General features: G+C 45.5%; 9 protein-coding genes, 7 tRNA genes and 3 rRNA genes. 2 read left to right on the plus strand and 17 right to left on the minus strand.

From position 1 onward, the window contains the following. Positions 1–26 precede the first annotated feature (26 nt). Entirely contained in the window at positions 27–935 is a 909-nt protein-coding gene (locus PBOR_RS27220; protein WP_042217026.1) for an AraC family transcriptional regulator, read from the minus strand. Positions 936–1,067: 132 nt separating this feature from the next. On the opposite strand from PBOR_RS27220, the gene PBOR_RS27225 reads away from it, so the two are divergent. After that, positions 1,068–3,056 (plus strand): alpha-amylase family protein, encoded by a 1,989-nt coding sequence (locus PBOR_RS27225; RefSeq protein ID WP_042217027.1) that lies wholly within the window; start codon positions 1,068–1,070, stop codon positions 3,054–3,056. Between the two features lie 73 nt (positions 3,057–3,129). Here the strand turns inward: PBOR_RS27225 and PBOR_RS27230 are convergent, their stop codons facing one another. Genes PBOR_RS27230 through PBOR_RS27250 form a run of 5 tightly spaced genes read right to left on the minus strand, consistent with a single transcriptional unit; the run spans position 3,130 to position 9,852 of the window. After that, on the minus strand, positions 3,130–4,380 hold the full coding sequence (locus PBOR_RS27230; RefSeq protein WP_052429653.1) for an ATP-grasp domain-containing protein: 1,251 nt from the start codon (positions 4,378–4,380) through the stop codon (positions 3,130–3,132). Positions 4,381–4,383: 3 nt separating this feature from the next. After that, positions 4,384–5,625 (minus strand): MFS transporter, encoded by a 1,242-nt coding sequence (locus PBOR_RS27235; RefSeq protein WP_042217028.1) that lies wholly within the window; start codon positions 5,623–5,625, stop codon positions 4,384–4,386. An 18-nt stretch (positions 5,626–5,643) separates the two neighbouring features. Beyond that, positions 5,644–6,846 carry an ATP-grasp domain-containing protein gene (locus PBOR_RS27240; RefSeq protein WP_042217029.1) on the minus strand — a complete coding sequence of 401 codons (1,203 nt, stop codon included), beginning with the start codon at positions 6,844–6,846 and terminating at the stop codon, positions 5,644–5,646. A gap of 8 nt (positions 6,847–6,854) precedes the next feature. After that, positions 6,855–8,120, minus strand: coding sequence for an ATP-grasp domain-containing protein (locus PBOR_RS27245; protein WP_042217030.1), 1,266 nt, complete (start codon positions 8,118–8,120; stop codon positions 6,855–6,857). Next, positions 8,098–9,852 carry a hypothetical protein gene (locus PBOR_RS27250; protein ID WP_042217031.1) on the minus strand — a complete coding sequence of 585 codons (1,755 nt, stop codon included), beginning with the start codon at positions 9,850–9,852 and terminating at the stop codon, positions 8,098–8,100. The genes PBOR_RS27245 and PBOR_RS27250 overlap by 23 nt, the downstream gene beginning before the upstream one ends. A 207-nt stretch (positions 9,853–10,059) precedes the next feature. On the opposite strand from PBOR_RS27250, the gene PBOR_RS27255 reads away from it, so the two are divergent. Next, entirely contained in the window at positions 10,060–11,763 is a 1,704-nt protein-coding gene (locus PBOR_RS27255; protein ID WP_042217032.1) for an ABC transporter substrate-binding protein, read from the plus strand. A gap of 91 nt (positions 11,764–11,854) precedes the next feature. Here PBOR_RS27255 and PBOR_RS27260 read toward each other — a convergent pair. From PBOR_RS27260 to PBOR_RS27310, 11 genes are all read right to left on the minus strand, one after another. After that, positions 11,855–11,933: transfer RNA gene (locus PBOR_RS27260), tRNA-Leu, on the minus strand. Positions 11,934–12,106: 173 nt separating this feature from the next. Beyond that, a tRNA-Arg gene (locus PBOR_RS27265) sits at positions 12,107–12,183 on the minus strand. A 6-nt stretch (positions 12,184–12,189) separates the two neighbouring features. After that, positions 12,190–12,264: transfer RNA gene (locus tag PBOR_RS27270), tRNA-Gly, on the minus strand. A gap of 145 nt (positions 12,265–12,409) precedes the next feature. Next, positions 12,410–12,487 (minus strand) — tRNA-Asp (locus PBOR_RS27275). Between the two features lie 8 nt (positions 12,488–12,495). Beyond that, positions 12,496–12,569, minus strand: a tRNA-Met gene (locus PBOR_RS27280). 40 nt (positions 12,570–12,609) lie between these two features. Continuing rightward, positions 12,610–12,685 (minus strand) — tRNA-Val (locus PBOR_RS27285). Positions 12,686–12,747: 62 nt separating this feature from the next. After that, a tRNA-Glu gene (locus tag PBOR_RS27290) sits at positions 12,748–12,822 on the minus strand. A 142-nt stretch (positions 12,823–12,964) separates the two neighbouring features. After that, on the minus strand, positions 12,965–13,483 hold the full coding sequence (locus PBOR_RS27295; protein WP_042217033.1) for an AAA family ATPase: 519 nt from the start codon (positions 13,481–13,483) through the stop codon (positions 12,965–12,967). Positions 13,484–13,652: 169 nt separating this feature from the next. After that, positions 13,653–13,769 (minus strand): 5S ribosomal RNA (gene rrf / locus PBOR_RS27300). A gap of 148 nt (positions 13,770–13,917) precedes the next feature. Further along, positions 13,918–16,844: ribosomal RNA gene (locus tag PBOR_RS27305) — 23S ribosomal RNA — on the minus strand. Between the two features lie 334 nt (positions 16,845–17,178). Continuing rightward, positions 17,179–18,736 (minus strand): 16S ribosomal RNA (locus PBOR_RS27310). The 16S, 23S and 5S rRNA genes sit together here, the layout of an rRNA operon. Positions 18,737–19,100: the final 364 nt, after the last annotated feature.

A 19,100-nucleotide genomic window follows, 5' to 3' on the forward strand; every position in this document is an offset into this window, starting at 1 on the left:
GCTCTTGGCAGCCCCCGAAGCGGCCCTTAGACTTCCTCCGTTTCGGTAGAGGCAGCTGTATCTTCCCTCTGGCGCTGCCGGCGGCGGTAAGCTCCGGGAGTCAGTCCAAACCTCGTGCTGAACAGGCGCGTCATATAGTTGGGGTCTTGAATGCCTATCCGTTCGGCAATTTCAGAAATACCCAGCACTGTACCGCCCAGCAGCTTCTTTGCTTCTTCCAGACGCAGATGGAGTACATACTGCAGCGGCGTAGTACCGATATGCTGTTTCATGCACCTTGTAATATAATCCGCCTGGAAATGCAGCTCCTCTTCAAGCCCTGCAAGATTAAACGGCTGTCTCCAGTGGACATCCAGATAGCTGGCTGCTGCCCGGGCCAGCCGTGCCGCCGGCTCCGGCTGTGCAGTCCGTATGCATTCCGCCTGAAGTGCCTCCAGCAGCCCGGCCAGCAGCAGGTGAAGACGCAGTGCATTTTCTGTATTCAGCCGGCTGTGGATCTCATTCATCTCATGCAGAATCGGCTCCAGCGCCTCTACGTCGATTGTGGCATATTTCGGCATGTACAGACGCTGCTGTGCAGAGGGCTCCTCATCCTCCACCGTTCCTTTGGCCAGCAGTGATGACCAGGAAATATCCTCCCGCCGGATATAGGCCGGCTTAGATTCGTGGATGAAGTGCACCCAGTAAATCTCTGTATCCTCCTCGCAGGCCCGGTACCCTTCATGCGGCAGCCCCGCCTCCAGCACCAGCAGCTTACCCGGCCCCACCGCATACTCTCTATCCTTTTCTCTTATATAGAGCGTTCCCCGCTTCACCAGCAGCAGATCGTACACACCGAACGTGCGGGCGAAATGCCGGTCTCCCGGCGCCCAGACGGCATGCCCCACCGTGACGAATTGCGGCAGCGGCGGAATCGCTAATTCCAGACACAGCACTGTCTATCTCTCCTGTCCAAGTCGATTTTGTGCTATTCAAAGTCTATAATATCACTGGCCGCTCCGGCATAAAAGAGTTACATTGACTGGGAATCCGCTTTTCATCCAAATCGTATAAGGGGCTGTGTATCCATGCGTTTTCGTCAGGTTCACCTGGACTTCCATACTTCCGAATTCATACCCGGCACCGGCAAAGACTTCTCCAAATCCCAGTTTCAATCCATGCTGCGTGCCGGTCATGTTGACTCTGTTACAGTGTTCTCCAAATGCCATCACGGCTGGGCCTATCACCCCAGTGAAGCCAATGAAATGCATCCGCATCTCTCCTTCGATCTTCTGGGGGAGATGATCAGTGCAGCTCACGAAATCGGGGTCAAGACGCCGGTATATCTGTCCGCCGGCCTTGATGAGAAGCTTGCGCGCCGTCATCCCGAGTGGCTCATCCGTGATGCAGAGGACCGTACACGCTGGGTGAAGGACTTCATGACACCGGGTTACCATGAGTTTTGCCTGAACACACCTTATCTGGACGTTTTGCTGGCGCAAATCCATGAAGTTGTCTCCCGTTATGATGCCGACGGCATCTTTCTCGATATCGTCGGTAGCCGTAAATGCCGCTGCCAATATTGCGTCACGGCACTGCGGGCAGCCGGCCAGGATCCCCGTGATGAAGCAGCCGTCACTGCCTTAGGTGAACAGACTTACCTGAATTATGCCCGCCGCGTCCGGGAGACGATCGACGCTGTAAAGCCTGGTCTTCCGGTCTATCACAACAACGGCCATCAGCAGCGGGGCCGGCGTGATCTCGTCCAGGTCAACAGCCACATTGAGCTGGAATCCCTTCCGACCGGCGGCTGGGGCTACGATCACTTCCCGCTGTCGGCACGGTACGCCCAGACCCTGGGCATGGAATTTCTCGGCATGACCGGCAAATTCCATACCTCCTGGGGCGAATTTGGCGGCTATAAGCATCCGAACGCGCTGCGCTATGAAGCCGCTCTCAGCCTCGCCCATGGTGCGAAATGCTCTATCGGTGACCAGCTTCACCCTTCGGGCTTTATGGATGAAGCGACCTATGCCCTAATCGGCGCTGCCTATGCCGAGGTGGAGGCGAAGGAGCCGTGGTGCAGCGGGGTGGAGTCCGTTGCGGATATCGCTGTCCTGTCCCTGGAGGCAGCGCGTGAAGCCTGTCCCGGCGGACAGGAACTGAAGGGACTGCGCAATGTAGCTGACGCCGGTGTGGTGCGCATACTGAGTGAAGGGCACTACCTGTATGACATCGTGGATACATTCAGCGATTTTGCCGCTTACAAGGTGCTGATTCTGCCGGATGAAGTACCGGTATGGCCGGAATTGGCGGCTGCTATTGAAGCCTTTACGGCAGTGGGCGGCAAGGTGCTGGCCACCGGACGTTCGGGCCTGAATCCGGCAGGTGATGCCTTTGCGCTGAATCTGGGTATCCGCTGGCAGGGAACAAATCCGTACCGTCCGGCGTATTTCCATCCGCATTTCACGCCCGGCGCCTTACTGCCTGCTTCTTATGTAATGTACGGTGAAGGTCAGCTGGTAGAATTGCGGGAGGGACAATCGCTCGGCCACCTGGAGAATCCGTATTTCAACCGCGATGTCTTCACTTTCTGTTCGCATCAGCATACACCTGGTACCCGGGAAGATAATGGACCGGCCATGGTTGAGAGCAGCAGCGGAATCTATATTGCCTGGGAAGTGTTCAGCGACTATGCGGAAGGCGGCCACCTTATCCTCAAAGAAATGGTGCTCCATGCGCTGTCCCGGCTGCTGCCGCGCCCTTCCCTCCGCACTGATCTCCCAGCCCGGGGAGTAACGACTCTGCAGCACCAGCCGGCGGAGAAGCGCTATGTGAACCATCTGCTCTATGCCGCCCCTGCCCTGAAGGGCCGTATTGAAGTCATCGAGGACATTGTGCCGCTGCGGGACATTTCTGTTAGCCTGAATCTGCCGTCTCCGGCCCCCATCCAGCGGGTCTATCTGGCTCCCTCGATGACTGAACTGCCGTTTACAGTAAGTCCGGAGGGTGAAATCTCGTACACAATTCCTTACATGGAGAATCACCAGATGGCAGTAATAGAGCTGGTACATTAAACTTGAAAACAGGCTTACAAATTGCCCGAAAGCAAATTGTAAGCCTGTTTATGATGATATCGGCAAGCAAATTTCAAGGAGACAAAGCCGCGCCCAAAAAAAGGTTATCCGGGGTACTGTCCGCATTTGAGCATTCTTGTATCCATTCATCATGCAGCTTGTGCCAAGCATATATTTGCTCGATTCTTTCGCATAATTCATCGGTGGACTCTCCCGAAATAACGTACGAAATGATAGCGTCCGCGCTGGAGGAAGCTCCCTCGAAAATTTTGTTTAAGTCATCTTCTTTATAATAACTTTCCTTAATCCATTCAAAAGGAGCAAGGTTAAACTCCTTCAGTTTACCTGTTCCAGGGGGAATGGTTATCCAACCAGCCATCTTATTATCCTGGACCGTGAACTCATGCTCAATGAGCAGCTGAGAACTTATGGATTCAGTAAGAAGATCAACTCCTTTGGCATAATAAATGGCCTCAGGAATCATCCCGCCACCCACTCTTGAAGCAATCTCACAGAAAATCAGTGTATCCTCATCATCCAAAAAAAACTCAGCATGAAAAGCAATAACCTGATTTGGTGTCTCCAACGTATCTAAAACTTTGGCAACCTCCCGGTTAAGCCGGTCATAATATGGATCGCGTTCCTCCAGCATAACAGAACCTAAATATTTGCCTGTTTCAAAAGCTAAGCAATCATTGATATATTTTGAAGGCACAGATAGAATTAAATGCCCATCCTTATACAATCCATCAACATGAAACATCTCACCCGTGATATATTCTTCAATTAATAAAGGCTCAGTTATACTTGCTTCTAACAGTTTTCTTAATCCACTGACATCCCGTATAATTTTCACCCCAACAGAACCTGCTCCTGACTGGGGCTTAACAACAAAAGGATAACCATTACTTTGAGCAAAATCAAAGATATCAAAAACATTGGTCACCTCCTTAAACCTGGGCAAATTAACAGTACCCTGCAAACGGCTTTTCATCTTGAATTTGTTTCTGAACAATAAAGAACTGCTGGCATTTTGTCCGGGCAAACCCAAATAAGATCTTAACAACCCTACTTTCTCAAGATCAAATTCATAAGTAGCTATAATTACATCAAAGTTCTTTTCTTTATGCATTTCTATCAGATCATAATAGACATTATCATTATGTTCCAAATGATCGTATCCTAGGACAGTAGTAAATATTTGCCTGTAATCATTTTCGAATTTCTTTTTAGTGAACAGAACAATTTCAACATCAAGATTATTCAAAGCCTTTATGTAATCTACTCTTTTGACTGAGAAATGATTAATAATCGCCGCTCTCAAGGGCTATTCACCTCTTATCTTCTTATCTTCCAATTCAAAATTATAAAATTTGGTGATTATCATAACTGCCGTAGTAATTACTGCAAAACTAACGCATACAACAATCCCAAAATAAGCCCCAAACGCATTGGCTGAGAACATTAACATAGAAATTGAGATGGGCTTAGTAATCTGCACCAATAATTTCAGTGAACTATTCACTCTAGCCAGCATATCTTTCTCTGCGACCATATGAATAATTGTATTCTGAGAGATTCCATAAATAATCCCCCCTACATTAGCTATAAACAATCCTACTGCAATAATGGGCCAACTCTTAATTAGCAATAAAAAAATCCCGACATTGTTCAGCAGCAATCCTATAAACAGCGTATGACCTATAGTCATTTTATTGGTGAACCTTGGGAAAAACGTACCTAAAAAAGCCCCAATACCACTAATCCCTATGATAAACGAAATAGATGCATTGGATAGGTGAAAGTCCTCTGCCATATAATACATCAGCAGTTGGATGAGTCCTGCGTCTCCCAGGTTTGAGATAGCTACAATTATTATTAATAACAGAAGAGGTCTTGAATGTACAAATACCTTAAATCCTTTGGTTGTATCCCTAATAAAAGAGCTGAAATCAAATGGAGCAGGTTGTTTCTTCTCATCCAGTATCTGCGCTTTGACAATAATCAAGGCAAACCACACAGAAGTAATACAGTTAAACAAAAATAGAGAAAACAGTCCCATTAATCCGATAAAGAAGGATGCTATAAAAGGAGAGAACAATTCGGTGGATGTAGTTACAGAAGATATCTTTGCATTTCCTGCTTTCAGATTATTATGAAAAAGCTTGGGTACAATCGTAAAAATAGTTATTTTATTAAATTGAACATTGGTTGCGGTAATTCCGCCTAAAATGTAAACAATATACACAATGGCTGTACTGTCCTGTATATTACTCACACCAAAAAATACCGCCATAATGACAGCTTGTAATATGGACGAAACCAGTAATATTTTCTTTGAATCCAGTCTATCTACGATTGTACCAATAAAGGGTCCCAGCAAAAGCACAGGAAGTACTTCGATGATTGCCATAATCCCCATTGAGGTTGCAGACCCGGACAATTTGTAAACCAACAAAGGTAAGCCGATATAATAAAAATTGTTCCCCAGATTATTGAGACCCAGCCCCAATAAAAACCATGTACGTCTGTTCAAGCTTGGATTTACACTGCCATCATTGACCTGCAAAAGATTCTCCCTTAAGATTTATTTTTCCCAAACCATATTTTCTTGAAATAAACTTGTGATTCTGTCGATCTCCTTCTCTATTTCTGATTCGCTGCCAGCTTTTACGATAACTGCCGCAACGAAATCGGCACTGTGCTGAGCCCCGTTATATCTTTCCCCGGAAGTCGCCGCGGTTTCATACTCAACGATACTCTCAACGGTTATATTTTTACTGTATCCACCAAAAGTACCGATCTGCGGGGGAATCAACAAAAATCCGTATAACATATCTGTTTCTTTGAGTGAAGCTTCAACAGCACAATGACATTGCAGCTGGCAGGAAGCCTGGTTTAAATTCAGCCCGTATTTCAACTCCACCACTCTGCCAATCTTGCCGCCGCCTGTTCTGCTGGCAACTTCACATAAATAAATTTCCCCTTCATTATTTACAAAAAACTCGGCATGGAAAGAAGTATCCTCCGGAGTGGGCATGGCCTCCAATAATTTTTCAGTTTCCTTGATGATCGCGTGTTTCAAAGAATTTGTATCAGATAAAGTGAAACTACTTAAAGGGTTGTTACTCTGGTACTCCAGGCAACCGTTATAATATTTGGACACTGAACAAAAAATCAAATGGCCTTTGGCCACCAATCCATCCACATGGTACATTGTTCCATCAATAAATGTTTCTACTTCATAATTACCGGATTCAAAATCATCAAATTCAGTTAAGAGCTCTTGCAGGTTTTGCTCATTTTTCAGTACCATAACCCCTTCGGAACCAGAGGCAGAAATAGGTTTAAGAATAACGGGAAAATGATTGTTTTGTACAAAATGAATGATATTATCCTTGCTGAAAATTTGGTTAAACTCAGGAACCCTGATGCCTCCGTAACTTGCTGTTTGTTTCATAAGGAGTTTATCCCGAAAAGCAGTGCTGCTAAAAAAATTCTGTCCAGGTATATTCAGAATGCTGCGAAGTTTCCCTGCACGTAAAATATCATATTCTGATAGAGCGATAAGTTTTGAAAATTGATACTTCTTATTCAGATGAATAATGGAGTTTTCTATTTCTGTATTTTTTTCATAAGAATCAAAAGGCCAAACCTCAAGAAAGCCCTTATGACAGAATTCTTCGTATGTCTCTGAGGATGTGAATATAACAATGTCCTCTTTATTGCCCAGCCACTTATCATAAGGCACCCTATGGTAGCTTAGTTTATTCATAATAGCAATTGTCATTTTCTCACCTATTCTATGGTCACTTTATATTTTTGCATCGCCTTTGCCATCGAATATTCCACCTCAGATATAGATGTTCCTTTGGCTATACAAGTTGCCAGATACAGGGAGCCAAAGCTGTCAGGCGGTAAAGATACCTGTTGATTCACACTTGCTGTAGGCAGGAAATACAGTATATTTTTGTCCTCAAATACATCCTCGATCCCTGCAATTTGAGTAACTACACCAGCCTGCTGGGATAGTAGATCTAAATGACCAAGAACTACATTTGAGGGGACATTGTTTTGCCAGACAACCATATCCATATCTTGATTCACTGCTTCTCCAACTGCATTATTGATGACTTCCTCATGAAAGGAGATTCCCGTAACAATCGGAATAAGATGCGAAGTTATGAATCCGCCTGCCGGGCGTGCGGCAATTTCAATAACCTTTAGCTTGCTGCCTTTGACTTTGCATTCGGCATGAAACGCGCAATTATCAAATTGCAAGGCTGTGAGAGCTTGCTTGATTTGGATTTGATATTGTTTGAGATCCTCACTGTTTTTCTGGGAAGGGAATATTTCCTTATACTCCAGGGAATAATCCTCAGTTACATACTTGTCGATAATTCCGGCAATAATAATCTGCCCCTGATCAATAAGCCCTTCAATCGAGATTTCGTCCCCTTCAAGAAACTCTTCATAGATATACTCTGAAGGGTAGTACGAATACACTTTATCTTTCTCAATCCTGGTTGTCTCTACCATACTCCGATAGATATCCGGCAGATCGGATTCAGCGTTTACCTTAAAAATACTTTTACTTCCTGAAGCCCCTACTGGTTTAAAAATAGCCGGAAAACCAATTTCCGCTTGTGCTGACATCAAGTCTTCCCAAGTTCTAACCTGCCTAAATTGTGGGCATAATTCCGGGAAAACACTTTCGATTTTTTTTCTCATTTCAAATTTATTTCTTGCACCTGTACTAGCCGCAATAGACAGTGTTTTTAACTGCAAAGCTTCTCCAATCAGTGAAGCCAGTTCAACATCCTTATCGGCCCAAGTGACCACCCCATGGATCTTTGTCTTTGCAGCATACTCTTTAACGATTTCCAGACAAGCCTTCATGTCATAGGTATCTGTAATAATATAATCATCAATAAATCCTTCATCTACCCCGGGCTTCTTGTCTGCCAGCAAAGTAACCTTCACGTTCAAATTTCTAGCCGCATAAAGTGGCTCCATCCGTTCTACCTTATGTGATCTTAAATTAATAAACAGTACTCTTTTCATTCGGGGCAGCCTCCAAGGAATAGTATTGAACATACCAGTCTTTATCGTATTCAATTAAACTATAGGATGTATTCTGTTCAGCAACCTCATCAACGATCGCTTGATATACCTGATATAAATATTGGGTATAGACAAGGGAGTCGAGAAGATCAGACTCTTGGTATACTTCATCGCCCAATCTCACCAATCTGATATCCATAAAGGCATGAAGAATAGTATCATCAATTGTGATAGAATGCGGTGCTCTTATACAATTGTTTACCGAGAGTTTTACATGGCCGACATGATGATATTTAGACAGCTTAGTAATATCAGGCAACTGTGGAGGGAAATAATAATCACGATTTTCAATTATATCTGTATAACTCTGGAAATTTCCGGGGATATAATGCCAGCTGTTATATAACATCCGGGATGCAATAGAAACGCACATTTTGGCTAACATTTCTACAGGCATTCTGTGTGCCAAACGTGCACTTGGAACGATATAACAGGAATAATTCTGCAGCTTCAAAGCACAAATATCCTCAACCTTTTTTTCCCGCAACAATTTAATGAAAGCTCCTATGTTTTGAAAAAACCTTGAAAAGCAAACATCCGAATTAGTTTTTTCTCCTAATGTGCTTAATATGCTATGCACTAAGGCATGAATCGAGTTGTGACGGTCATTGCCTGCAATTTGACCTGTCAGCTCCTGATATACAAGCTTTCTCGACAGTTCATAGAGCGAAGAGTGATCAGCACTAATCAGACCAAATTGATTGCGCAGCATCTCTTCCAGAGCGTTGTCTCTTTTCGTACACAAGGATGCATGATTTAGACCGAGGAATTTTTCTGTTTTTTGCAGACTGATTCCATTAATATCTCTATAGATGAGGACAGTTTCTCTAACCTTTGCAAAAAGTTCCCGCACCCGTAACGATTTTTCCATCAGGCTGCTGGCTTTAAAAATAGGTTCCAATGGAAGGTGCAGAATTTCACAATAGGTTGTATATTTATCTTCAAAAAATATATGCAGTGAAGAAAGCGTAATTTGCTGATTATTGATTTCTTCTGCACGTGTTTGGATACCTGACTTAAATAACAGATAGAGGGAATAAACAAAGATCTTATCCTCTTCTTCCCAATCTTCTATGGATTTGGTGGTCAACGCACATAAAATATAATCTGCATCAAATTTATGATGAGCAGGATAAAGATTATTTAATTCATAGAAATTCGAATATAATTTATGATTCACAAACAAGGATATGGGAGCCATGTGCTGGCAGAAATGCTTGATTTCATTAACCATTTTTATAATTTCCTGGCCACTGTGCCCACTAAAAAACAAATCGCACTCTTTTACTTCTTTCAAATGACGAATATTATTTTCCTCAAAGAGGTCGTCAATTTTCGTTCTGTAGGAGCCTATCTTCATTGATCCAATTAAGCTCCCGTGCTCCTGCTTAAGCTCAGTAATAAATAACTTTTGCTTTTTTATGTAATAAAAATACAATAAGTCTGAATCGTCCTGTTCTTCAGATCCAGTGAATTTCAGAGCATCTTCAGTGACCAGTTTATAGATCTCCTGTTCAAAGTAAGTCAGGCTCTTAAACATCTCTGCAAACTCCAAATGTCCGGATAAAGTTAAAATAAGTTGAATCGCTTGAGAAGCTGTCTCTGTGTTCCGCGCATCGTTTATGGATCTTTCTATCAGCATATCATATGTTTCAAAGCTAACTTCCTTCATGCACTCTACGCTCCTATATATGTATTTAGATTATTCAACTAAATTAATATTTATTTCAATCTTCACCATTTATTCTTATTCCCCATTATATATATATGATAATATGTTAAAAATAGTTATTTAACTTTAATGTGACCACTTTTACAAAATAGAGGATGAATAGATTTCAGGAATCAGCTTCAAAATTGTTTATGAGGTGAGGGGTTTATGGAGAGAAACTACATTTCGATGCGCTCATATATTGGAAACAGAATTCTTTTTAAAACAAATGAGTTAGAGAACTTATGGAATTGTACAACAAAAACAGTAAACCGCAGATTAAAAAAATATCAGGATAAAAAACTGCTAGTCTTTCAAGCTGGAATCGGCAGGGGGAATCTGTCACAAATAATCTTTTCCCATCCCTTTGATGTGGAGCTCGACGAGTTTCTCAATCAAAGTTTAGCAGCTAAATCCTATGACGATATTCTGTTCCTGCTGGAATTAAATTTGCCTTCCCAATGGTTGAATAATGCGCTTGAGGACGTGCGTAAAATATTTAAAGTTCATTATATGAACGATAACTTAACATGTCTGAGAACGATATTGCCCCGCCCTGTTACAACCCTTGATCCCAGAAAAGCTTCCTCTGCACTAGAAGCATTTCTGCTTCAACAAACAGGCGATACCTTGCTTGATTTCGATATGGAGAAACAAAAAATAACACCAAGATTGGCTCATCATTGGCGTCAGCTGAATTTTGGTCGGACCTGGGTCTTATTTTTACGAAAAAACGTCCTGTTCCATAATGGAAAGCTATTTAACAGTGAGGATGTATTATATTCCATTAAACAAGCCTGTGGTCCGGAATCAGTCATATGCTGGGCTTTGGACAATATCGATAGTATGGAATGTCTAGACGAGTACTCGATAAAAATTTGTTTAAAAAAACCGGATTCGTTTTTCCTCAGATACCTATGCTCTATTAATCTAACAATGGTTCCAAACGGCTATAATTATCCGGTGGATCAATGGACCGGTACGGGAGCCTTTAAACTTGAAATAAAAAATGAAACCCCAGTGAGGCTTGTTAGCTTTAACGACTACTATGGCATCAAACCGTTACTTGACATTGTTGAATTCTGGAATATAAAAAAAGTAAAGCTCATTCCGGAGCAGCGTGCTGATTATTCACCTATCCTGCTAAATGATGGCTTCAATTTTATTATTTTCAATCACAAAAAATCCCCGGTTTTTAATCAAAAGGAGTTTAGGGAAGCCCTTTATCATTTACTCGACTCTAAACAAATGTTCACGGAGCTCAAGCGACCATATAATAATAAAATAAAAAGTTACTTCCAGACTCAAGAGAAGCATATCCCTCTTGAGGATAGTAAAATTGAGAACCTTTTGAAGGCTTGCGACTACAATAACGAACCTCTCACACTTGGATTTATGATGTCAGATGAATACAGTGAAGAAGCCAAGTGGATTCAGCAAAAAGCAAATAAGTACGGCCTTCGTCTTGAGTTAATGGCCATTGATAAAAATGAATATCTGTCGTCGAATCTTGCTGAGAGTAAAATTGATATTATGCTGGCTGGAGAAATACCTTCCGAAGATATTCAGCTCTCCTTTTTACAATTTCTCTTTAGCCCAGTATTGCTGCCCAAACGTTTTTTCTCCGATAACATATATAACGAAATTAACGAACACCTGGCAGAAGAAAATAATGATCCAGAAACGATATCGCCAAATGATAATTTATACAGACTGGATGATTTTTTGTTCAGCAATTATTACATAATTTATCTGAACCAAATGAAGCATGAACAAATGATTTATCCTTTCATTAATGAAGATGTAACAAGCAGTTACGGATATATGGATTTAAAAAATACCTGGTTTATAGATGAAGCCCAATATCGCTAAAGGGACAGCTCAGCTGGGGATGTTTCTGAACAACAAAAAATGACTGACATGTAATATTGCATTTAGCAATTTCACATGTCAGTCATTGTTATACCGGCGAGAGGACTCGAACCTCCACGGTTTCCCTCTCGATTTTGAGTCGAGCGCGTCTGCCATTCCGCCACGCCGGCAAATTATAGGTATATATCCCTTAAGGATACTTTGAGTATTCAAGAAGTAATAATGGCGCGCCCTGAGAGATACGGATGCTATACATCCGATTGCGAAGTTATTCTAACGAAGCATATGCTCCAACGAACTCGTTCGAATCTGAGGACACTTTGATTATCCCAAGAAGTAAATATGGCGCGCCCTGAGAGATTCGAACTCCCGACCTTTTGATTCGTAGTCAAACGCTCTATCCAGCTGAGCTAAGGGCGCAAAATATGGAGCGGACGACGGGAATCGAACCCGCGACCCTCGCCTTGGCAAGGCGATGCTCTACCGCTGAGCCACGTCCGCACACGGTATGTATTCAATAGTTTACTTAAGTAAAATGGCGGAACCGACGGGATACTCTTCACTCCGTTACGAGATTGCGATGTATTCCTTACGATGCCTATGCTTCAACGAACCCTGGGAATTCTCATCCCTGAAGTAAAAAAGATGGCGGAACCGACGGGATTCGAACCCGCGATCTCCTGCGTGACAGGCAGGCATGTTAGGCCAACTACACCACGGTTCCAAGTTAAATTGCGGGGGCAGGATTTGAACCTGCGGCCTTCGGGTTATGAGCCCGACGAGCTACCGGGCTGCTCCACCCCGCGTCAGTAATAAATGTATTCACTTCTATCTTGCAAGTCTCCATGGTGGAGGCTGAGGGGTTCGAACCCCCGACCCTCTGCTTGTAAGGCAGATGCTCTCCCAGCTGAGCTAAGCCTCCATCGAAGAAGCAACTTAATGATCATAACACATTATCATGAGATATACAAACATTATTTTTTATGGTGACTCGTATGGGATTCGAACCCATGTTACCTCCGTGAAAGGGAGGTGTCTTAACCCCTTGACCAACGAGCCATATCAACAATAATTCTTTCGACAACAAAAAATATTATATCAAATATATGGGCATAATGCAATAGAAAACAATATAATTATTAAATTCTTTTGTCCTTCCACTTCAACTCTATTCTGAATAGCTAATTGTAGAATCCGTTTCCTATTCCCCGGTCTTCAACAGAGATATAATAATTCCAGCTACCTCTGGAATGGACTTCTGCTCAGTGTCCACATAACACTCGAAGACCTTATTCTTCAGCCCTGTAAGGCATCTGTCCATCTGCACAGCAGCCCAGGAGTCCCTACCTTCACCACGGCTCTCCAGTCTGCTGAGCAGGGTCTCAGGTGAAGCAGACAACGTGAAGTGACGAACTTCACGGCCCTCGCTTCTTAGTCTACCCACTATCTCCATAAAATAGTCTGGATCTACTAGTGTCATAGGTACAATAATTGTTCCATCATACTCTGAATCTATGTATCTAAGCATTGAATACGCAAGCTCACGCCAGAGAGGATGGCTCTGAAAATCGTTTTTTGACATTTCCGCAGGAATGTTATCACGGATATAATAGCCGGCATTCTCCGGATCGAATACATAAGAATGTGGAATTCTCCGGTGGAGTTCATCCGCCGTTTGCGTTTTTCCTGAACAAAAGGTTCCATTCAGCCAAATAATCACATACGCACCCTCCCGACAATAATTATCTTATAAAGAAAATGTTGTATTATGAGCAGGAATTTTAAAATGTAATCCGTTCCCCTCCTCAGGCAGCGGGCTAAAATCGTGAAATTCATGTGTTAACTGTACAACAAAAAACCACCGTTGAATATCAACAGTGGTCTTAAGTGCTTGGCGGCGTCCTACTCTCCCAGGACCCTTCGGTCCAAGTACCATCGGCGCTGGAGGGCTTAACGGTCGTGTTCGGGATGGGTACGTGTGGAACCCCTCCGCTATCGCCACCAAACGGGCATTTGATATATCAAATGCATTGTTCAGGTCTCAGCATCGCCAAATGCTGAAAACAAATTTTCTCTACAGAACTGCTTGAGCTCTATAAATTACAATTTGATTCCTGAAAACTGAATCCGAAACGAATCTGCGTGTTAGAATTGTTGGATAAGCCCTCGACCGATTAGTATTGGTCAGCTCCATGCATTGCTGCACTTCCACCTCCAACCTATCTACCTCGTCGTCTTCAAGGGGTCTTACTAATTGGGAAATCTCATCTTGAGGGGGGCTTCACGCTTAGATGCTTTCAGCGCTTATCCCGTCCGTACGTAGCTACTCAGCCATGCTCCTGGCGGAACAACTGATGCACCAGCGGTACGTCCATCCCGGTCCTCTCGTACTAAGGACAGCTCCTCTCAAATTTCCTGCGCCCACGACAGATAGGGACCGAACTGTCTCACGACGTTCTGAACCCAGCTCGCGTACCGCTTTAATGGGCGAACAGCCCAACCCTTGGGACCTACTTCAGCCCCAGGATGCGATGAGCCGACATCGAGGTGCCAAACCTCCCCGTCGATGTGGACTCTTGGGGGAGATAAGCCTGTTATCCCCAGGGTAGCTTTTATCCGTTGAGCGATGGCCCTTCCATGCGGTACCACCGGATCACTAAGTCCGACTTTCGTCCCTGCTCGACTTGTAGGTCTCGCAGTCAAGCTCCCTTATGCCTTTGCACTCTGCGAATGATTTCCAACCATTCTGAGGGAACCTTTGAACGCCTCCGTTACTCTTTAGGAGGCGACCGCCCCAGTCAAACTGCCCGCCTGACACGGTCCCCGTACCCGCTTAGGGTACCAGGTTAGAACCTAGATACGATCAGGGTGGTATCCCAACGGCGCCTCCGCAGAAGCTTGCGCTCCTGCCTCACCGGCTCCCACCTATCCTGTACAGATCGTACCCAAATTCAATATCAAGCTGCAGTAAAGCTCCATGGGGTCTTTCCGTCTTGTCGCGGGTAACCTGCATCTTCACAGGTATTAAAATTTCACCGGATCTCTCGTTGAGACAGCGCCCAAGTCGTTACGCCATTCGTGCGGGTCAGAATTTACCTGACAAGGAATTTCGCTACCTTAGGACCGTTATAGTTACGGCCGCCGTTTACTGGGGCTTCGGTTCACAGCTTCGGATTGCTCCTAACCACTCCCCTTAACCTTCCAGCACCGGGCAGGCGTCAGCCCGTATACTTCGCCTTGCGGCTTCGCACAGACCTGTGTTTTTGCTAAACAGTCGCTTGGGCCTTTTCACTGCGGCCCCCTCGGGCTATTCACCCTACCGAGGCACCTCTTCTCCCGAAGTTACGAGGTCATTTTGCCGAGTTCCTTAACGAGAGTTCTTCCGCGCGCCTTAGAATTCTCTTCTCGCCTACCTGTGTCGGTTTGCGGTACGGGCACCTTCTCCTGGCTAGAGGCTTTTCTTGGCAGTGTGAGATCATGACCTTCGCTACTACAATTTTCGCTCCCCATCACAGCCCAGCCTTAACGGTGTGCGGATTTGCCTACACACCAGCCTCACTGCTTAGACGGACATCCATCAGTCCGCGTCACTACCCTCCTGCGTCACCCCATCGCTCATAGCGGATTACGGTGGTACAGTAATTTCAAACTGTTGTCCTTCGACTACGCCTTTCGGCCTCGCCTTAGGTCCCGACTTACCCTGAGCGGACGAGCCTTCCTCAGGAAACCTTGGGCTTTCGGCGGATCAGATTCTCACTGATCTTTTCGTTACTCATACCGGCATTCTCACTTGTATGCTGTCCAGCGCTCCTTACGGTACACCTTCAACCTACATACAACGCTCCCCTACCCCAGATGCAAAGCATCTAGCCATAGCTTCGGTGGTGTGTTTAGCCCCGTTACATTTTCGGCGCAGAGTCACTCGACCAGTGAGCTATTACGCACTCTTTCAATGGTGGCTGCTTCTAAGCCAACATCCTGGTTGTCTGTGCAACTCCACATCCTTTCCCACTTAACACACACTTGGGGACCTTAGCTGATGGTCTGGGCTGTTTCCCTTTTGACAATGGATCTTAGCACTCACTGTCTGACTCCCGGCAAGAAGTTAATGGCATTCGGAGTTTGACTGAGCTTGGTAACCCTTGCGGGCCCCGCACCCAATCAGTGCTCTACCTCCACCACTCCATTCACCGAGGCTAGCCCTAAAGCTATTTCGGGGAGAACCAGCTATCTCCGAGTTCGATTGGAATTTCTCCGCTACCCCCACCTCATCCCCGCATTTTTCAACATGCGTGGGTTCGGGCCTCCAGTGCGTGTTACCGCACCTTCACCCTGGACAGGGGTAGATCACACGGTTTCGGGTCTACGTCCACATACTCAGTCGCCCTATTCAGACTCGCTTTCGCTGCGGCTCCGGCTTCTCACCTTAACCTTGCATGTTAAACGTAACTCGCCGGTTCATTCTACAAAAGGCACGCCATCACCCATAGATCGGGCTCTGACTTTTTGTAAGCACACGGTTTCAGGTTCTATTTCACTCCCCTTCCGGGGTGCTTTTCACCTTTCCCTCACGGTACTGTTTCACTATCGGTCGCCAGGTAGTATTTAGCCTTAGCAGATGGTCCTGCTGGATTCATACGGGGTTTCACGTGCCCCGCACTACTCGGGATCCGTCTCGGAGAGAACACAGTTTAGGCTACAGGGCTTTTACCTCTATCGCGGGCCTTTCCAGACCTCTTCGCCTACCATATTCCTTTGTAACTCCATGTGAGACGTCCCACAACCCCAAGGGGCAAGCCCCTTGGTTTAGGCTGTTCCGCGTTCGCTCGCCGCTACTGACGGAATCACTATTGTTTTCTCTTCCTCAGGGTACTTAGATGTTTCAGTTCCCCTGGTCTGCCTCTACATTTCCTATGTATTCAGAAATGAGTAACTGCGAATTACCACAGCTGGGTTTCCCCATTCGGACACCCCCGGATCAAAGCTTGCTTACAGCTCCCCGAGGCAGTTTCGTTGTTCGCCACGTCCTTCGTCGGCTCCTGGCGCCTAGGCATCCTCCGTGTGCTCTTATTAGCTTAACCAATCGCTCCGGTATTGGCTCATTCGCTCATCTTGTTTTAAACAGCGCTTCCGGATGAATCCGTCCGCTATTCTGTTTAAAGCCAAAAGTCCCTCATAATCCAAAACCATCGCTCAGCATGACTAATAACTATTTCAACTTGCTTTCACAAGTTTCAGCTAAAAGATGTTCTAAAACGCAAATTCGTTTCGGTATCCAGTTTTCAAGGATCAAGTTAAAGATGAGAGCTTAAACTCTCAAAACTGACCAACGAGTGAGTAACAGGCCTAAACCTGAGTTTTGGAAGTAATACTTCCGATTTGAATGTTTCCGTTGCAGGAAACGATTCTCCATAGAAAGGAGGTGATCCAGCCGCACCTTCCGATACGGCTACCTTGTTACGACTTCACCCCAATCATCTACCCCACCTTCGGCGGCTGGCTCCCTTGCGGGTTACCCCACCGACTTCGGGTGTTGTAAACTCTCGTGGTGTGACGGGCGGTGTGTACAAGACCCGGGAACGTATTCACCGCGGCATGCTGATCCGCGATTACTAGCAATTCCGACTTCATGCAGGCGAGTTGCAGCCTGCAATCCGAACTGAGACCGGCTTTGCTGGGATTGGCTCCGCCTCGCGGCTTCGCTTCCCGTTGTACCGGCCATTGTAGTACGTGTGTAGCCCAGGTCATAAGGGGCATGATGATTTGACGTCATCCCCACCTTCCTCCGGTTTGTCACCGGCAGTCACTCTAGAGTGCCCAGCCTTACCTGCTGGCAACTAAAGTCAAGGGTTGCGCTCGTTGCGGGACTTAACCCAACATCTCACGACACGAGCTGACGACAACCATGCACCACCTGTCTCCTCTGTCCCGAAGGCCGCCGCTATCTCTAGCGGATTCAGAGGGATGTCAAGACCTGGTAAGGTTCTTCGCGTTGCTTCGAATTAAACCACATACTCCACTGCTTGTGCGGGTCCCCGTCAATTCCTTTGAGTTTCAGTCTTGCGACCGTACTCCCCAGGCGGAGTGCTTACTGTGTTAACTTCGGCACCAAGGGTATCGAAACCCCTAACACCTAGCACTCATCGTTTACGGCGTGGACTACCAGGGTATCTAATCCTGTTTGCTCCCCACGCTTTCGCGCCTCAGCGTCAGTTACAGCCCAGAAAGTCGCCTTCGCCACTGGTGTTCCTCCACATATCTACGCATTTCACCGCTACACGTGGAATTCCACTTTCCTCTTCTGTACTCAAGTCACCCAGTTTCCAGTGCGACCTCAGGTTGAGCCCAAGGTTTAAACACCAGACTTAAATGACCGCCTGCGCGCGCTTTACGCCCAATAATTCCGGACAACGCTTGCCCCCTACGTATTACCGCGGCTGCTGGCACGTAGTTAGCCGGGGCTTTCTTCTCAGGTACCGTCACTCCGGTAGCAGTTACTCTACCGGACGTTCTTCCCTGGCAACAGAGCTTTACGATCCGAAAACCTTCATCACTCACGCGGCGTTGCTCCGTCAGGCTTTCGCCCATTGCGGAAGATTCCCTACTGCTGCCTCCCGTAGGAGTCTGGGCCGTGTCTCAGTCCCAGTGTGGCCGTTCACCCTCTCAGGTCGGCTACGCATCGTCGCCTTGGTGAGCCGTTACCCCACCAACTAGCTAATGCGCCGCAGGCCCATCCCCAAGCGACAGATTGCTCCGCCTTTCATTCTCTCTTCAGGAGAGGAAAGAAATTATCCGGTATTAGCTACCGTTTCCGGTAGTTATCCCAGTCTTGAGGGCAGGTTGCCTACGTGTTACTCACCCGTCCGCCGCTAAGCATGAATGGAAGCAAGCTTCCATTCAAACTCCGCTCGACTTGCATGTATTAGGCACGCCGCCAGCGTTCGTCCTGAGCCAGGATCAAACTCTCCAAATTGTATTTAGAAAGAGCGATTGCTCATTTTGAAACATCTGACGAGAATGTTACATTCTCTATTTTGGATCTCACCGAGGTGATTTCCGATACTCACTCGTTGTTCAGTTTTCAAAGATCAAGCTCGTTGTCAGCGCCGCTTACCGCGTCACCAGCAACTTTTATAATATACCATGTTTTTCGTCTGATTGCAACACTTATTTTTCAGAAGCTGTTTGCATACTCTTCAAAACAACATGTCCAATCTTGTGAAAAGGCTTCCGCCTCGCGACTGGATTTATAATATACCATGTATGTGTTGCCAAAGACAACCCTTAATATTTACCATTTTTTAAATAATTCTATAGAACTACATAGTTATACTATA

This window comes from Paenibacillus borealis, from assembly GCF_000758665.1.
In the GTDB taxonomy this organism is placed as follows: Bacteria; Bacillota; Bacilli; order Paenibacillales; family Paenibacillaceae; genus Paenibacillus_AQ; species Paenibacillus_AQ borealis.

What these genes read in the sequence shown, in the direction of transcription:
- PBOR_RS27225 (WP_042217027.1), top strand. Translation starts at nt 1,068, where the DNA reads ATGCGTTTTCGTCAGGTTCACCTGGACTTCCATACTTCCGAATTCATA.
- PBOR_RS27255 (WP_042217032.1), top strand. Translation starts at nt 10,060, where the DNA reads ATGGAGAGAAACTACATTTCGATGCGCTCATATATTGGAAACAGAATT.
- PBOR_RS27240 (WP_042217029.1), bottom strand. Translation starts at nt 6,846, where the DNA reads ATGACAATTGCTATTATGAATAAACTAAGCTACCATAGGGTGCCTTAT.
- PBOR_RS27250 (WP_042217031.1), bottom strand. Translation starts at nt 9,852, where the DNA reads ATGAAGGAAGTTAGCTTTGAAACATATGATATGCTGATAGAAAGATCC.
- PBOR_RS27245 (WP_042217030.1), bottom strand. Translation starts at nt 8,120, where the DNA reads ATGAAAAGAGTACTGTTTATTAATTTAAGATCACATAAGGTAGAACGG.